At 41.4% G+C, this 12,969-nt stretch carries 14 protein-coding genes; 6 read left to right on the forward strand and 8 right to left on the reverse strand.

Features of this window, described 5'->3' with window-relative positions; all coding sequences use genetic code 11:
- Positions 1–75: 75 nt before the first annotated feature.
- Both ACXACN_RS02325 and ACXACN_RS02330 read right to left on the reverse strand, forming a co-directional pair.
- Positions 76–258 (reverse strand): YjcZ family sporulation protein, encoded by a 183-nt coding sequence (locus ACXACN_RS02325; protein WP_474962000.1) that lies wholly within the window; start codon positions 256–258, stop codon positions 76–78.
- Positions 259–377: 119 nt separating this feature from the next.
- The gene (locus ACXACN_RS02330) at positions 378–1,214 is read right to left on the reverse strand and encodes a protein-glutamine gamma-glutamyltransferase (protein WP_474962002.1); all 837 of its coding nucleotides are present in this window, start codon (positions 1,212–1,214) and stop codon (positions 378–380) included.
- A 402-nt stretch (positions 1,215–1,616) separates the two neighbouring features.
- On the opposite strand from ACXACN_RS02330, the gene ACXACN_RS02335 reads away from it, so the two are divergent.
- Both ACXACN_RS02335 and ACXACN_RS02340 read left to right on the forward strand, forming a co-directional pair.
- Positions 1,617–1,982 carry a glyoxalase superfamily protein gene (locus tag ACXACN_RS02335; protein ID WP_474962004.1) on the forward strand — a complete coding sequence of 122 codons (366 nt, stop codon included), beginning with the start codon at positions 1,617–1,619 and terminating at the stop codon, positions 1,980–1,982.
- A gap of 58 nt (positions 1,983–2,040) precedes the next feature.
- Positions 2,041–2,697, forward strand: coding sequence for a YdeI/OmpD-associated family protein (locus tag ACXACN_RS02340; protein WP_474962005.1), 657 nt, complete (start codon positions 2,041–2,043; stop codon positions 2,695–2,697).
- A gap of 45 nt (positions 2,698–2,742) precedes the next feature.
- Here ACXACN_RS02340 and brnQ read toward each other — a convergent pair whose 3' ends face one another.
- The 4 genes from brnQ to ACXACN_RS02360 form a co-directional block, all read right to left on the reverse strand.
- Positions 2,743–4,128: a branched-chain amino acid transport system II carrier protein gene (gene brnQ / locus ACXACN_RS02345; protein ID WP_474962006.1), complete on the reverse strand. Its 1,386-nt coding sequence runs from the start codon at positions 4,126–4,128 to the stop codon at positions 2,743–2,745.
- 241 nt (positions 4,129–4,369) lie between these two features.
- On the reverse strand, positions 4,370–4,546 hold the full coding sequence (locus ACXACN_RS02350; RefSeq protein WP_474962008.1) for a hypothetical protein: 177 nt from the start codon (positions 4,544–4,546) through the stop codon (positions 4,370–4,372).
- A 196-nt stretch (positions 4,547–4,742) separates the two neighbouring features.
- Complete coding sequence (locus ACXACN_RS02355; protein WP_474962010.1) at positions 4,743–5,645, reverse strand: selenium metabolism-associated LysR family transcriptional regulator; 903 nt, start codon at positions 5,643–5,645, stop codon at positions 4,743–4,745.
- Positions 5,646–5,716: 71 nt separating this feature from the next.
- Positions 5,717–6,772, reverse strand: coding sequence for a YeiH family protein (locus tag ACXACN_RS02360; protein WP_474962011.1), 1,056 nt, complete (start codon positions 6,770–6,772; stop codon positions 5,717–5,719).
- A gap of 247 nt (positions 6,773–7,019) precedes the next feature.
- Here ACXACN_RS02360 and ACXACN_RS02365 point away from each other — a divergent pair, with 247 nt between their 5' ends.
- The 3 genes from ACXACN_RS02365 to ACXACN_RS02375 are packed head-to-tail and all read left to right on the forward strand — an operon-like array spanning position 7,020 to position 9,773.
- On the forward strand, positions 7,020–7,970 hold the full coding sequence (locus ACXACN_RS02365) for a hydroxyacid dehydrogenase (protein ID WP_474962013.1): 951 nt from the start codon (positions 7,020–7,022) through the stop codon (positions 7,968–7,970).
- Positions 7,971–7,996: 26 nt separating this feature from the next.
- Positions 7,997–8,707: a FadR/GntR family transcriptional regulator gene (locus ACXACN_RS02370; RefSeq protein ID WP_474962015.1), complete on the forward strand. Its 711-nt coding sequence runs from the start codon at positions 7,997–7,999 to the stop codon at positions 8,705–8,707.
- Position 8,708: 1 nt separating this feature from the next.
- Positions 8,709–9,773 carry an Ldh family oxidoreductase gene (locus ACXACN_RS02375; protein ID WP_474962016.1) on the forward strand — a complete coding sequence of 355 codons (1,065 nt, stop codon included), beginning with the start codon at positions 8,709–8,711 and terminating at the stop codon, positions 9,771–9,773.
- 300 nt (positions 9,774–10,073) lie between these two features.
- Here ACXACN_RS02375 and ACXACN_RS02380 read toward each other — a convergent pair whose 3' ends face one another.
- Entirely contained in the window at positions 10,074–11,231 is a 1,158-nt protein-coding gene (locus tag ACXACN_RS02380; RefSeq protein WP_474962018.1) for a UxaA family hydrolase, read from the reverse strand.
- 3 nt (positions 11,232–11,234) lie between these two features.
- Positions 11,235–11,579, reverse strand: coding sequence for a UxaA family hydrolase (locus ACXACN_RS02385; RefSeq protein ID WP_474962019.1), 345 nt, complete (start codon positions 11,577–11,579; stop codon positions 11,235–11,237).
- Positions 11,580–11,996: 417 nt separating this feature from the next.
- On the opposite strand from ACXACN_RS02385, the gene ACXACN_RS02390 reads away from it, so the two are divergent.
- On the forward strand, positions 11,997–12,962 hold the full coding sequence (locus ACXACN_RS02390) for a tripartite tricarboxylate transporter substrate binding protein (RefSeq protein ID WP_474962020.1): 966 nt from the start codon (positions 11,997–11,999) through the stop codon (positions 12,960–12,962).
- Positions 12,963–12,969: the final 7 nt, after the last annotated feature.

Raw genomic sequence — 12,969 nt, forward strand, 5'->3', positions numbered from 1 at the left:
AGATTGCTAAAGAACGGAGCTGGGTCCCTATCCCAAACCATTGAAATTAAAAAAATAGGTGGGATTCGAGGTGGTTTACCACTTAATGCTGCAGCCGACAATGATCAATAGAATGAACAACACTACGATCAAAACAAAATTGTTTTTACGAGGTGGGCAATAGTACATCGGAGCCATCGGCTTGTGAGGCATATTTGCACCCATATATGGCGCGTTTACGTTCGCACCCATCGTGTACGGAGCATTTGCATTTTCCATGTGAAAACATCCCTTTCGTTTTGTTTATTTGTCACTATATTGTACTCGCCTAACAAAAAGTTGAGCCCGTCAACCTTTAAAATGGGTGCATGTCACGAGTACACAAAACAGGGATTTTTTTAATACTTCGGCTTGTAGCTCAGCTCATACAGGTAATGCCTGAATGATACGGACGTCTTGTTGTGGTGAACGATGAATGGCGTCGTTTTATGGATCTTTCTACCGGATGAGAATCTGGCTAATGGTTGGAAAGTTGGACGTGTAACCAAGCTCGTTAAATAGGAGGACTGCTGGCTGTCAGCCTTTCGTTTACTATTCAATCCTTCGATCATCTTTTCTTCTGTCCGGATGCTGAATCCATGGCCGAAAAACTCATCATCACCCATGGCGATCGCATTGACCCCCCGGAACCAGGGCGTGGTCGGTTCAACATCTGGGTTGTTGAAATACACGACATCCCCTGGAACATAATGATTGACAAAATTCGAATGCAGGCCAAGGTCATCGTCGGTGTGCCAGCTGTATAAGTAAAGGTTTGGAAAGAGCGCATTAAAGGAAGAAGCCCCCATCGTTTTCAGGAGGCCGTGGTAAAAATTGATGACACAAGCGGTCGCACATTCGAATTTATACTTGTCACTATTTTTGAAAATATCACGGATGGCATCACCCGGAAATGCCTGACGTTTCAACAAAAACCCGCCGGCTGTCGTCAGCTGCCAGTAATCAGGATTGCACCGGGACGTACGGAAAGTGGCGAAGGCCGATTCTCCTTCGTCCATTTCTTTTGCGCTGATGATGATGTTCTTCCTGCTATTGACTTCAAATGATAGCTCTTTTTCCGAAGCATACGAGTAATGGTTCGGTGTTTTTTGTAAAGCTTCCATGATTTTCGTTTCAAGCGGACCGGCCTCCCACGATTCACTGGGGCGAAATGGCATCCCGGATACCTGAATCATACGGTTCCTCCTTTGCGAAGTGAAACATCTGTCCTTGTACCTATCGTATTCATGTGAGGAGGGGATGATGTGTAGAGGCTGTACTAAGTGGTTGGATGTGTTTCTAGTTCTTTCTCTAGAAAAAATGTTCTCGCGCGCAGGGAGAGGGGAATCGCGCGCAAGAAGAGAGGAACGCGCGCAGGAAGACAAAACTGCGCGCAAGAAACTAGAAGTCATGGTACCAGGACTCCTTATCCCTCATTCGAGTAACGCAGCAAATCGCCTGATCAGATAGCTGTCATTCACTCTTGCTTTGGATTTACCTAACAATAGATTTGCTTTTCGGCAGTAGCTGTCTATTTTTTCAAGGGAAATTCTTTATAATAGAAAGATAGAGTCTTTTTTAAAAGGGGGAGAAGGCGAATGCAGAAGGTCATCCCGACGTTGAAAATCTCAAATGAGCAAAAGAGCCGGGACTTTTATATGGAGGCTCTTGGGTTTCGAATGGATTGGGAGCACCGTTTTGAGCCTGGTTATCCTGTGTTCATGCAGATTTCAAAGGAAGATTATGTGCTCTATTTAACCGGGCATGAAGGAGATTGCCAGCCAGGTGGTTTGGTTCACTTCCTCGTTGATGATGTGGATCGTTTCTATGAGACTTTGCCAAAAGAAAAGCTTGAAGTGAATCCTCCATTTGAAATGGTGGAAGGGATCCGCATGTTGAGTCTAGTAGATCCCGATGGAAATGAACTTCGTTTTATGAATGCCAAGACAAAACGCTTACAATGAGAATAAGGAATTGCATTAAACTATTTTACTATCATATTTATAAGGGGAGGAATTTCTAATGAGCACGATCAAAGAAAAGTTGAAGTTGAACAAGTATAAGAATATGGTTGTCCTTCATCAACCGGAGGATTATCATTTATTTGATGATCAGCCGGTGACACTGGGAGAAAATCACGATGCCATTTTTATTTTTGTGGAAGATTTGGATAGCATGAACGAACATGTGCAAATGCTTCTGAACAAAGGTGAGGTGCTTGCGGAGAAGGGGTATGTTTTCTTTGCCTATCCGAAAAAAGGAAACAAGCGCTATGACACGTACATACACAGAGATGATATGTTCCCAACATTGAAAATCGGGGAGGATGGGTACGTCGAAGGCAGTGACATCAAGTTTTCCCGAATGGTCAGCATGGACGATGTGTTCACGGTCGTCGGCATGAAGCGGGAGAAGAAAAAAGCACCGAAAACAGCTCCGGCGAGTCAGTGTGTCGCGGACTATGAAGACCAAGTGAAGGATGTTGAGGAGTTACTGAATGATCATCCAAGTGAACAGGAGTTTTTCCTTAACTTGACGCCGGGGTATAAAAGGGATTGGGCACGTCACATCTTTTCTGCGAAACAGCAAGCAACAAGAGACAAGCGGAAGAGTCAGATGGTTGAGGTATTATCACAAGGATATAAAACGCTTGATTTGTATCGCCGCAAGAAAAAGTAGGTCCATAAATAAAAAAGACCAAGCCCTCGGGCTTGGTCTTTTGTGTTAGGAATGGGATAGATGTTCAGCTTCACGAGTGAGAACAGTTGATTCCTTCCGCTTTCCTTCTTTCATCAAGTACCCGATGACAGCACCGATTGCAGCAGGGAGAATCCAGCCGAGTCCAATGCTGTATAAAGGAAGATAGGAATGGTAAAAGCTGCTGATCGAGGTCATCCAAGCATTCTCCACCATTGGAATTGTTCCAAGAAGCGCGTTATACCCATCGATGGTACTGACGAAGAAGGTCAGCGTCATCGCTCCGGCATAAACGGTGCGTTTGTGGTGAAACAGTTTGGAGCTAAGACCCAGCAAGATCAGGACAATAGCCATTGGATATAAGAACATCAACACAGGAATTGCATATTGAATGATGTTCGTCAGACCGAAGTTTGCAATCACGAATGACATCAACGAGAGAAGCAGCACATAGGCTTTGTAGCTGATCTTCGGATATATCCTGTGGAAAAATTCACTACAGGCGATGATTAGTCCGATGCTTGTTTTCAAGCAGGCGAGAACGATGATGATGGCAAGTAGGACTGCCCCGTACGGACCGAAATAATGATCGGCAACAGCAGCAAAAGTGAGCCCGCCATTTTCAAGGTTTCCAACGACAGACACGCTCGAAGCCCCCATGTAAGCGATGAGTCCATAAATGAGCATCATCAGCACCATGGCAAAAAGGCCGGATTTCCATGTCGTTTTGGCGATCGATTTCGTATCTGTGATGCCCATATTTTTGATCGCATAGATGACGACAATCCCGAGCGCCAGTCCGCCAAGGGCATCCATCGTGTTATACCCTTCGGTGAATCCTTTCATAAATGGAGTGGAAGCATAATCGCCGACTGGCTCTCCGAAACCTCCCATCGGTTTTATGATCGCCGTAAGGATGAGGATAGATAAGAACAGCAAGAACGACGGCGTCAAATATTTCCCGATGATATCCATGATCTTCGCTGAGTTCAGTGAAAAATAATAGACAAGCGCGAAGAACACGAAACTGAAGACAGCCAGCCACAAGCTGCTCTGATCCGGCTGGATGAACGGTTCAAAGCCGACCACGAACGGGACGGTCGCTGTTCTTGGAATCGCAAAGAACGGCCCGATCGTCAGATAAAGCAAAATGGCAAATGTGAGGCCGAACAAAGGGTGGACACGGCCCGCCAGATCGTTCAAGCCCTGACTGCCGGAAAGCACGATTGCAAGGATTCCCATTAAAGGCAGCGCTATGGCGGTAACGAGAAATCCGATCAAAGCGGGCCAAAACGATGTTCCTGCCATTTGACCGAGTTGAATAGGGAAGATTAAATTGCCGGCACCGAAGAAAAGTCCGAAGAGCATCGTTCCGATGACAGCATACGTAGAGAATGAGGTTTTCTGATTCATAGAATGGTTCCTTTCTTGAGATGTTATTGTTCTTCTCTGATGGAATAAGGATAATCCTATCAAGAATCTTCATAAGGAACAATAGCCTATCTTATATTCGTCCAAGAATGTTTTTTTGACATCGCTTACTTTGGTTGATAAGGGTTTTTCTACCAAAAAATTAAAAGGACTTCCCGCATGTGGGAAGTCCTTTTTGCTTGCTGTATGATGCTGACTGAGCTGTAGAAAGAACAGCCTGTCTTTAATTTTCCTGCTTTAATTGATGATCGTTGGTTCCACATTCTGGACATTGTGTCCAGACCACATAAGCCGTTTTGATTTCAAATTCTTTTGGAACGACTTTAATCACTTTAACTACATTATGGTAACAGCTTGTGCATCTCTCCTGGATGGACTGCCCCACTTTAAATTCAGACATTTGCTCACTCCTGATCACTTATTTCAAATGAGTACCGAAGCCTCAAGAGTTTTTCTAGTATAACGTTTGTGGTGGGATGAGTCAAAAAGGTACCTAGTACGACTTGCCTTAATCTAAGATAGAAAAGGATGCACTACCAGGTTCATACTAATTCTGTGATTAATAGGTCATCTCAAAAAATAGGAAGCGGTTTGTTTTAACTCTCTACATTCTCATGAGTATAGGCAATAACGTGGTCTAAAAAAGCCTCAGCTGCAAGAGTAAACTGGTGTTGTTTATAGATGGAGTAGAGAGAGCGTTTTAAATTCAATTCAGGCAAATGAAGTTGCCGAAGCGTTCCTAATTTCAATTCTTTTTCGACAGTGGCTTTAGAAATAATGGATACTCCCATCCCTGACTCTACAGCAGACTTAATTGATTCTGTCGTTTCGAGTTCCATTACCACTTTTAATCTAGAGGGGTTCAGGTGGTTTTTGCGAAGAGATTCTTCCATGACTTGGCGTGTGCCTGAACCTCGCTCTCTTGATATGAATGGTTGGGAAAACAGATCTTCAATCGTAATATATGAAATGTCCTTATGGGAATCAGGTGACGTAATAATAATAAGTTCATCATCGAGGAAAGCGTGTTGTATGTACTCAGGGTATGAAATCATAGACTCTATAAATCCGAGATGTAATTCCCCATCGTTAAGTTTTTCAATAATTTGTTGGGAATTGTAAATTTTCAAAGTTAAATTGATTTCTGGATATTTATCTTGAAATTCACCGAACATGTAGGGCAAAATGTGTTCTCCTATTGTTAAACTAGCCCCAATAATTAAGTTCCCATGCACAGTACTTGATAATTGCTGGATGCTTCGTTCCGTTTCGTTTACCTGATTGAGGATCTTTTCTGCAGATTTGAGTAAAAGCTCTCCAGCAGGTGTCAGATATACCTGTTTTGTAGTGCGTTTGAAAAGTTCTGTCTCCAGAGACTCTTCCAGTTGCCGGATATGCAAGCTGACGCTGGGCTGAGACATATGCAGACTTTTTGCTGTTTCAGAAAAATTCTTCTTTAAAGCAGCTGTATAGAAAATTCTTAAATGTGAAAAGTTCATGGACTACCATCCTTTACCAGATTGCTTACGTACTATTTCTTCTTTTCACAGTTAAAAACCTTCTATAATATTCATAATGTGATATAAGTAATGATTGATAGAAGAATCGAAGTGATCAGCATGGCAACCAGAGGCTTCATTGCCTTACTGCGAATAGCTTTAAAACTTACATTCAATCCAAGTCCAACCATTGCCATCGTTAAGATAAAGGTTGTAGCATGACTAATCCCATTCATGACTTGATTGCTGATATAAATATATTCTCCTACTACGTAACTCCCGACCAAACTCATGATAACAAAACCTACGAGGAACCAAGGGAAAGGAATGTTTGTAGGTTCATTGGACTGCGATTTCTTTCTCTTCATCCAGTACATTAATATAAAACAAAGAGGAACAAGTAAGAAAACCCTACCTAACTTTGCTAACAGTGCGATTGCTAACGCGTCTTCCCCAGCAGGGGCGGCAGCTAGGGCAACATGGGCAATTTCATGAAGGCTGATTCCTGACCATATACCATAATCGACCATACTCACAGGTAAAATGGGACGAATTAAAGTGTAAAATATGGCGAAAACGGTACCTGCCAGGGCAATAATTCCTACTCCAATGGCTGTGTCTTCTTCTTTGGATTTAATAATGGGAGACACGGCTGCAATTGCTGCTGCCCCACAAACTCCGGTTCCAACTCCAAGGAGCATGGCCACACTCATATCCGCTTTCAGCCATTTGGCGATCAGAAGTGTCAAACCGATGGCGAATATGATTGTGATGACGTCTCGTAGTAGGAGAGGCATCCCTTCGCTCAAAATGACTGCTATGTTTAGCTTCAAACCATACAAAATAATAGCTAAGCGTAACAATTTCTTTGCAGAAAATTCAATACCAATACGAATATTTTCAGGATATTCCCAAATCTGTCTGCAGGTGATGGCTATGATAATCGAACAAGCCAAGGGTCCCACTAAGGAAAATCCTCTTATTTCAGATAATCCCAAACCCAATAAGGCTATGAAGAAAGTAAAAAAAATACCTCCGATGAACGGTTTAATTTTAGATTCAGAATCAGGTTCTGACCATGTAGATGGTGTCGCTTGATGGATTTGATCTAGTTTTCTCTGTTCCATGATATACACACCCTCCTATAGAATCACTTTGATAAAACGCTTACATAAAACTTATCATAGATTTAGGTGAGCAATTATACAGATTCCTTATGGCTGCTATACAGGGATTTGATAATTGTTTAATTTAATCATTTAACCTATATCCACACGTTTTTATTTTTTGAAACTATTGAATATTCAGTAAAAAGATGGTTAAATAAATTTAATTGGTTGGGTCACTAAACCATTAAAACGAAGGGGGAAAGTCATGAAAGTATTAATCAGTGAGGTTATATGGAATGAAGGTATTGAGGAACTTAAGCTTCAAGGTTTTGAAGTAGAATATCAAGAAAATTTATGGGCGGATCGCAAGCGTCTAATTTCTACTATTGTTGATTTTGATGCACTTATTGTAAGAAATCAAACACAGGTTGATGAAGAGCTTCTATCAGCTGGTAAAAATCTTCAAGTGATTGGTCGATTGGGTGTAGGGCTTGATAACATCGATATTCCTGCAGCTAAAAGTAGTGGTGCCAAAGTTGTTTTCGCAAAGAATGCCAACGCAACTTCTGTTGCAGAGTATGTGATAAGTGCCATTCTCAACTCAAACCGATCACTTACCGAGGCTAGTGAAGACGTACAAAAAGGAAACTGGGATCGAAGAACCCATACTGGGCTTGAGATAAACGGGAAAACTTTAGGCCTTATCGGTCTTGGGGAGATTTCTCATCGGGTAGCTAAACGTGCCCAAGCCTTTGGTATGAACGTAGTGGGTTATGATCCTTTTATAACAGAATACGATCATGTGGTGGCTGAAACCGGGGTTACTGTTAAACCAACAATTGAAGAATTGTTGAGGTTATCAGATTTCGTTTCCATCCATGTGCCCTTAAACGATTCTACAAGATATCTCATTGGTAAAGATGCTCTAAGACTTATGAAGAAGAGCGCCTACTTAATCAATACATCACGTGGTGGAATTGTAGATGAGGAATCCTTGGCAACTGCCCTTGAAGAGAAGCAGATTGCTGGGACATTTTTAGACGTTCTGGAGAAAGAGCCCGTGGATCCCGGAAACCGTCTTATGGCTTATCCCAATGCGGTACTAACCCCTCATATTGCTGGTATCACCAATGAATCACAGATCAGGACATCCATTTTGGTAGCGAAAGAAGTGACAAAAATCCTAAAAGGGAGTCCTTCCCTCTGTGTTGTCTAACATAAATCTTACAGGAGTGTTACATCATGAGCGCATTTGAAGCAAAGAGAAAAGGTGTTTCAGAACAAGTAGCTGATCATATAAAACAAAGAATTGTAGATAAAGAATATCAAGCTGGAGATAAAATTCCTGGAGAACGTGAAATGGCCTCATTGCTTCAAGTTAGTCGTAATACAGTTAGAGAGGCTTATAAGATTTTGGAAGCGTACGGATATATAACAATCAAACATGGAACAGGAATCTTCGTCGCTTCGGAAGAAAACCAGATTAGGAAGATGACTTCTTTCTTTTTTGTGACCGAAGATCAAGTGAAGGACTTGTTTGCTATAAGGAAGATTCTAGAACGGAGTGCCGTTGAATGGGCCATTGACCATGCTAGCGATGAACAACTGGATCAAATTGATCAAGTAGTAAAAAAAGCTGAGCATATGGTAAATGCAGAATCTGAATTTGAGCAACTAGCAGCACTGGATCATGAATTCCATCTTCAATTAGCAACGTTTTCTAAAAATACAGTATTGATTAGAGTGATGCACAACTTGATAGACCTTTTACGTGAAACGCGTATGAAATCTAATAAGATTACTGGCCGCGCACGGAAATCTGTAGAAGAACATCGAGATATTGTTCAGGCGATGAAGCAAAAGAATGTACAACTGGCACAAGAGCGTATGCAAAATCATTTAGAGAGTGTAGAACAATCGATTACGAGCAAATTAACCGAAGAGGAGAGGTAAGATGTATTTATTTCCTTCTGAAGCTCTTAAAGAATATGCATTGAATGTGTTAGAAAAACTTGGGGTCAATAGTGAGCACGGACGAACAGTAGCTGAAGCACTTGTCCGTGCCAATTTGGAAGGGGTCGACAGTCATGGAATCAGTAGGCTCGTTGTTTATTCGAAGCGCCTTCAGGACGGACGCATCAATGTAGATCCATCGATTACTTTTGAAAAAACCAGTTCATCCGTTTTATTAGTGGACGGTGATAACGGACTCGGTCATGTAGTCAGTAATGAAGGAGTTGTCAAAGGGATTCAAATGGCTAAAGAATCCGGCTTAGCAGCTGTTGGTATAAAAAATAGTAATCACTTTGGTACAGCTTCCTACTATTGTCAAAAAGCGAGTGCTGAAGGTCTTTCAGCTTTGGCGTTTACAAATTCCCCTCCTGGAATTGCTCCATGGGGAGGAAAATCAGCGTTTTTCGGTACGAACCCAATTGCTTTCGGGTTTCCAACAGGGAACGATACTCCTGTAGTTATTGATTTATCTACGAGTATAGTAGCGAGAGGGAAAATCATTCTAGCAAATAAAAATGGTGAGGATATTCCTGAAGGATGGGCAGTGAACGAAAATGGGGAAGCCACGACAAACCCTGCAGAGGCTCTGAGAGGTGCGGTATTGCCTTTGGGAGGTGCAAAAGGGTCGGCCTTAGCTCTTGCTGTGGAGGTGTTGACAGGAGTTCTTTCAGGTGCTGCTTTTGGTCCGAACGTGAATAGCATCTATGATAAATCTGTTGATGAGCCAGCGAAAGTAGGACATTTCTTTATCCTCCTGGATGTAGAGAAATTTATGCCTGTAGAAACATTTCATAAATCAATTAATGAACTATTACAAGAAATGAAAGCGGTACCAAAATCTCCAGGTATAGATGAAATACGTTATCCTGGAGAGAGGAGAAGGAAAGAATATAAAAAACGTCTAAGAAAGGGTATCCCCATATCAGGTGATGTGCTTAATGAACTCAATAAACTCGGTGAAGAAGTAAAAGTTCCATTTCCTAAGGAGTTACAGTTTACTACCTGATCAAAATATAGATTAGAAGGATGAAACCGCGAAAGAGGGTTTCATCCTCTTTTTAGTCATTACATATATAAATATAATGAAAATAGAATTGACAACGTTTATTATCTTGAAGTTGAGGATCTTCGTAATGATTTTACTCATTATGGAGAAGAAGAGAATATTTAATTGACAAATACCTCTATTAATAATCATGTTGATACATAGTTCACTTGGGAAATTAAAAAAGTCGCCATATTATGTATTAAATGGAGAGAGAAACAAAAAAAGAGCAGCCTCTGATATCAGAAGCTGCTCTTCTTATTATGCACTTCGATAAAGCTTTGTCATAACAAATTCACGGTGTCCCAGCGCCTCAGCACTTGTTAAACGTCCATTTACAGTGCGGTATAAATAGTCCATTAGGTTATCACCGGCATCTGTCAGAGATAATTCCCTTGTTAATAGGCCTTTTACATCAACGTCTATATGTTCACTCATTGTCCCAGCTGTATATGGATTTGCTGTTACTTTAATGACGGGTTCGATCGGGTTACCAATAATGTTTCCTTGCCCCGTTGGGAAGAAATGAACGACTGCACCTGCTGCGGCCATCAATGTTATGCACTCGGCAGCTGCTGATGACGTGTCCATGAAGTAGAGGCCTGAGCCGTTCTCAGGTACTTCAGCTGGTTCTAGAACACCGATCACTTCTTTCGTTCCTGTTTTTGCAATGTTCCCCAGAGCTTTCTCTTCAATAGTAGAAAGTCCTCCAGCAATGTTTCCTTGAGTAGGTTGTGATCCCAGCAAATCTACACCTTTGGATTCAATTTCACCTACATAGTCATTGTAGATGGCCATGAACTTATCTTTCAATTCAGGTGTAGCCATACGATCTGCAATTAGGTGCTCTCCACCAGTTAACTCAGAGGTCTCACCGAAGAATACAGTGGCTCCAGCATCGACGAGACGATCGACAGCCTGGGAGACTGTTGGGCATGATCCCATGCCTGTGGTTGTATCTGATTCGCCACACTTAATGCTGACAGTCAGGTCACTCAATTCCACAGGAACTCTTTGAAGTTCAGATGCCCATTGCACATATTCTTTCGCTTTCCAAGATGCATTTTTAACTGTTTCAAGATCACCATTACCTTCAATGGAGAAGAAAGAAACAGGCTTTCCGGTTTCTGCAATTCCCTCTGCAATTTTCTTAGACCAGTTTTCTTCAATTCCTATGACTACAACCGCTGCCACATTAGGGTTAGAGCCAATACCGATCATGGTACGGAAATGTAAATCTAAATCCTCCCCATATTGCAGCCTACCGTAAGCATGAGGGAGAGCTAATGTACCTTTTACATTATTTGCGACTGCTTCACATGCTGCATTTGAAATATCATCCACAGGCAGAAGAACGACATGATTGCGGATTCCTACCTTACCATTTTCTCTCTTGTAACCAAATAATTGTTGAGTCATCTTTTACCACCTCGCCGTTTTCATATTGTGTGTATGAACATAATCTCCGACCGTCCACTCAGTCGTTGCAATTCCGATGGGAACCCCATATTTAATAACAGACTCCCCAGTAGGGAGCTCTTGAAGTGCGATTTTGTGACCTAAAGGAATGTTTCCTTTTGAAGCGACTTCAATCGTAGACCCATCATCCATATAAACACCGATTACTTTTTCACCTTCTTGAATCTCGTTGGTCGCAACACCAACGTGATCTCCTTTGTGGTGGATTAAAAATTTGTGAGTTTGAACATGTTGACTTGTGGATTCTTTTTCACTTGTGGCTACTCCAGAATTGTAACTTTTCCCCATCTCTTCAACTCCTTAAGTATAAGTAATAGGTGGATTTCATTGTAGGTGGTTAGGTGACCCAACCAATTCTAACTCCAATTAAACCATCTCGGTTTAGAAAAATCAACCAGTTTTTAGACACTTTTAAATATTGCAAATAATCAGGCGTCTCAAGAATTTTTCCTTCCATTAATAGCGGGGATTACACAAACACGTATTACATTTATATATTTTCTTTATGCATCCCATAAGAAATTGATATAACACAATGTTGTCAGATAATATTGAATCATCAGACAAATAATGGTTTAATGAAACTATTCTAAGAGGTTGAGCCACTGAACCAAACTTGATCCTTTTATGAAAGCGATTACATAACGGGGTGTTTTGTGGTATAACCTTGTTCTATTGTTATCAATATGAGGAGGGGGAGAGACAATGAAAGGGAAAACTATTATTAGTGTAGTAATGTTAGCGATCTTAATTTTAATTACAGGTTGTAGTGGATCAGGTTCTGCATCAGAGAGATATCCATCCAAGCAAATTACCTACAGCATACCATTCAACCCTGGGGGACAATCGGATATTGAGGCGAGGAGACAGCAACCCATGTTAGAGGAAATTCTTGATACGAAAGTTGTCATCACTTATAAAGATGGTGGCGGAGGGGCGAATGGCTGGACGGAACTGGTAGGAAAACGTCCGGACGGATATTTTATGTCTGGCATCAATGTTCCACATATAATTTTACAACCTTTAGCGAGAGACAATGCAGGTTATGAAACAGAGGAAATTAATCCTGTTGCTATTTTCCAGGCAACACCAATTGCTCTGGCAGTTAAGAAAGATAGTGATATTAATAACTTGAGCGACTTTGTCGAAAAAGCAAAAGCTAGTCCAGGCAGTATGACTATAGCTGGATCTGGAACCTATTCGGGGCATCACATTACACTTATGCAATTGCAGGACTTGGCAGGGTTTGAAGCAGAATATGTAACTTTCAGTGGAGCTGCACCTTCCATTCAAGCCTTTTTGGGTGGAAACACAGATGCTGTATTGGTAAATTCAAGCGATTTAGTAAAATACCAAGATGATATGAAAGTCCTTGCTATTGGATCTGAAGATAAGTTCGAACAGATGCCAGATGTACCTACGTTTAAGGATGAAGGATATGATATGACAGCATCTATTGACAGAGGTGTTGCCGTACCGCCTGAAACTGATGAAAAAATCATAGAAACTTTGGAAAAGGCTTTTCTAGAAATTGCTACAGACGAAAAGGTTAAGAAAGAGATGATAAAGGAAGGTTTTATCCCGAAAGCCTTGGGAGCTGAAGAATCTCAAGAATATATTAATAAGAAGATCGATGAAATGAAGCCTATTTTAGAGAAGTATAGTGAATAATTTTAAG

Source organism: Halobacillus sp. AWM4_238, from assembly GCF_056158265.1.

What these genes read in the sequence shown, in the direction of transcription:
- ACXACN_RS02325 (WP_474962000.1), bottom strand. Translation starts at nt 258, where the DNA reads ATGGAAAATGCAAATGCTCCGTACACGATGGGTGCGAACGTAAACGCG.
- ACXACN_RS02330 (WP_474962002.1), bottom strand. Translation starts at nt 1,214, where the DNA reads ATGATTCAGGTATCCGGGATGCCATTTCGCCCCAGTGAATCGTGGGAG.
- ACXACN_RS02335 (WP_474962004.1), top strand. Translation starts at nt 1,617, where the DNA reads ATGCAGAAGGTCATCCCGACGTTGAAAATCTCAAATGAGCAAAAGAGC.
- ACXACN_RS02340 (WP_474962005.1), top strand. Translation starts at nt 2,041, where the DNA reads ATGAGCACGATCAAAGAAAAGTTGAAGTTGAACAAGTATAAGAATATG.
- brnQ (WP_474962006.1), bottom strand. Translation starts at nt 4,128, where the DNA reads ATGAATCAGAAAACCTCATTCTCTACGTATGCTGTCATCGGAACGATG.
- ACXACN_RS02350 (WP_474962008.1), bottom strand. Translation starts at nt 4,546, where the DNA reads ATGTCTGAATTTAAAGTGGGGCAGTCCATCCAGGAGAGATGCACAAGC.
- ACXACN_RS02355 (WP_474962010.1), bottom strand. Translation starts at nt 5,645, where the DNA reads ATGAACTTTTCACATTTAAGAATTTTCTATACAGCTGCTTTAAAGAAG.
- ACXACN_RS02360 (WP_474962011.1), bottom strand. Translation starts at nt 6,772, where the DNA reads ATGGAACAGAGAAAACTAGATCAAATCCATCAAGCGACACCATCTACA.
- ACXACN_RS02365 (WP_474962013.1), top strand. Translation starts at nt 7,020, where the DNA reads ATGAAAGTATTAATCAGTGAGGTTATATGGAATGAAGGTATTGAGGAA.
- ACXACN_RS02370 (WP_474962015.1), top strand. Translation starts at nt 7,997, where the DNA reads ATGAGCGCATTTGAAGCAAAGAGAAAAGGTGTTTCAGAACAAGTAGCT.
- ACXACN_RS02375 (WP_474962016.1), top strand. Translation starts at nt 8,709, where the DNA reads ATGTATTTATTTCCTTCTGAAGCTCTTAAAGAATATGCATTGAATGTG.
- ACXACN_RS02380 (WP_474962018.1), bottom strand. Translation starts at nt 11,231, where the DNA reads ATGACTCAACAATTATTTGGTTACAAGAGAGAAAATGGTAAGGTAGGA.
- ACXACN_RS02385 (WP_474962019.1), bottom strand. Translation starts at nt 11,579, where the DNA reads ATGGGGAAAAGTTACAATTCTGGAGTAGCCACAAGTGAAAAAGAATCC.
- ACXACN_RS02390 (WP_474962020.1), top strand. Translation starts at nt 11,997, where the DNA reads ATGAAAGGGAAAACTATTATTAGTGTAGTAATGTTAGCGATCTTAATT.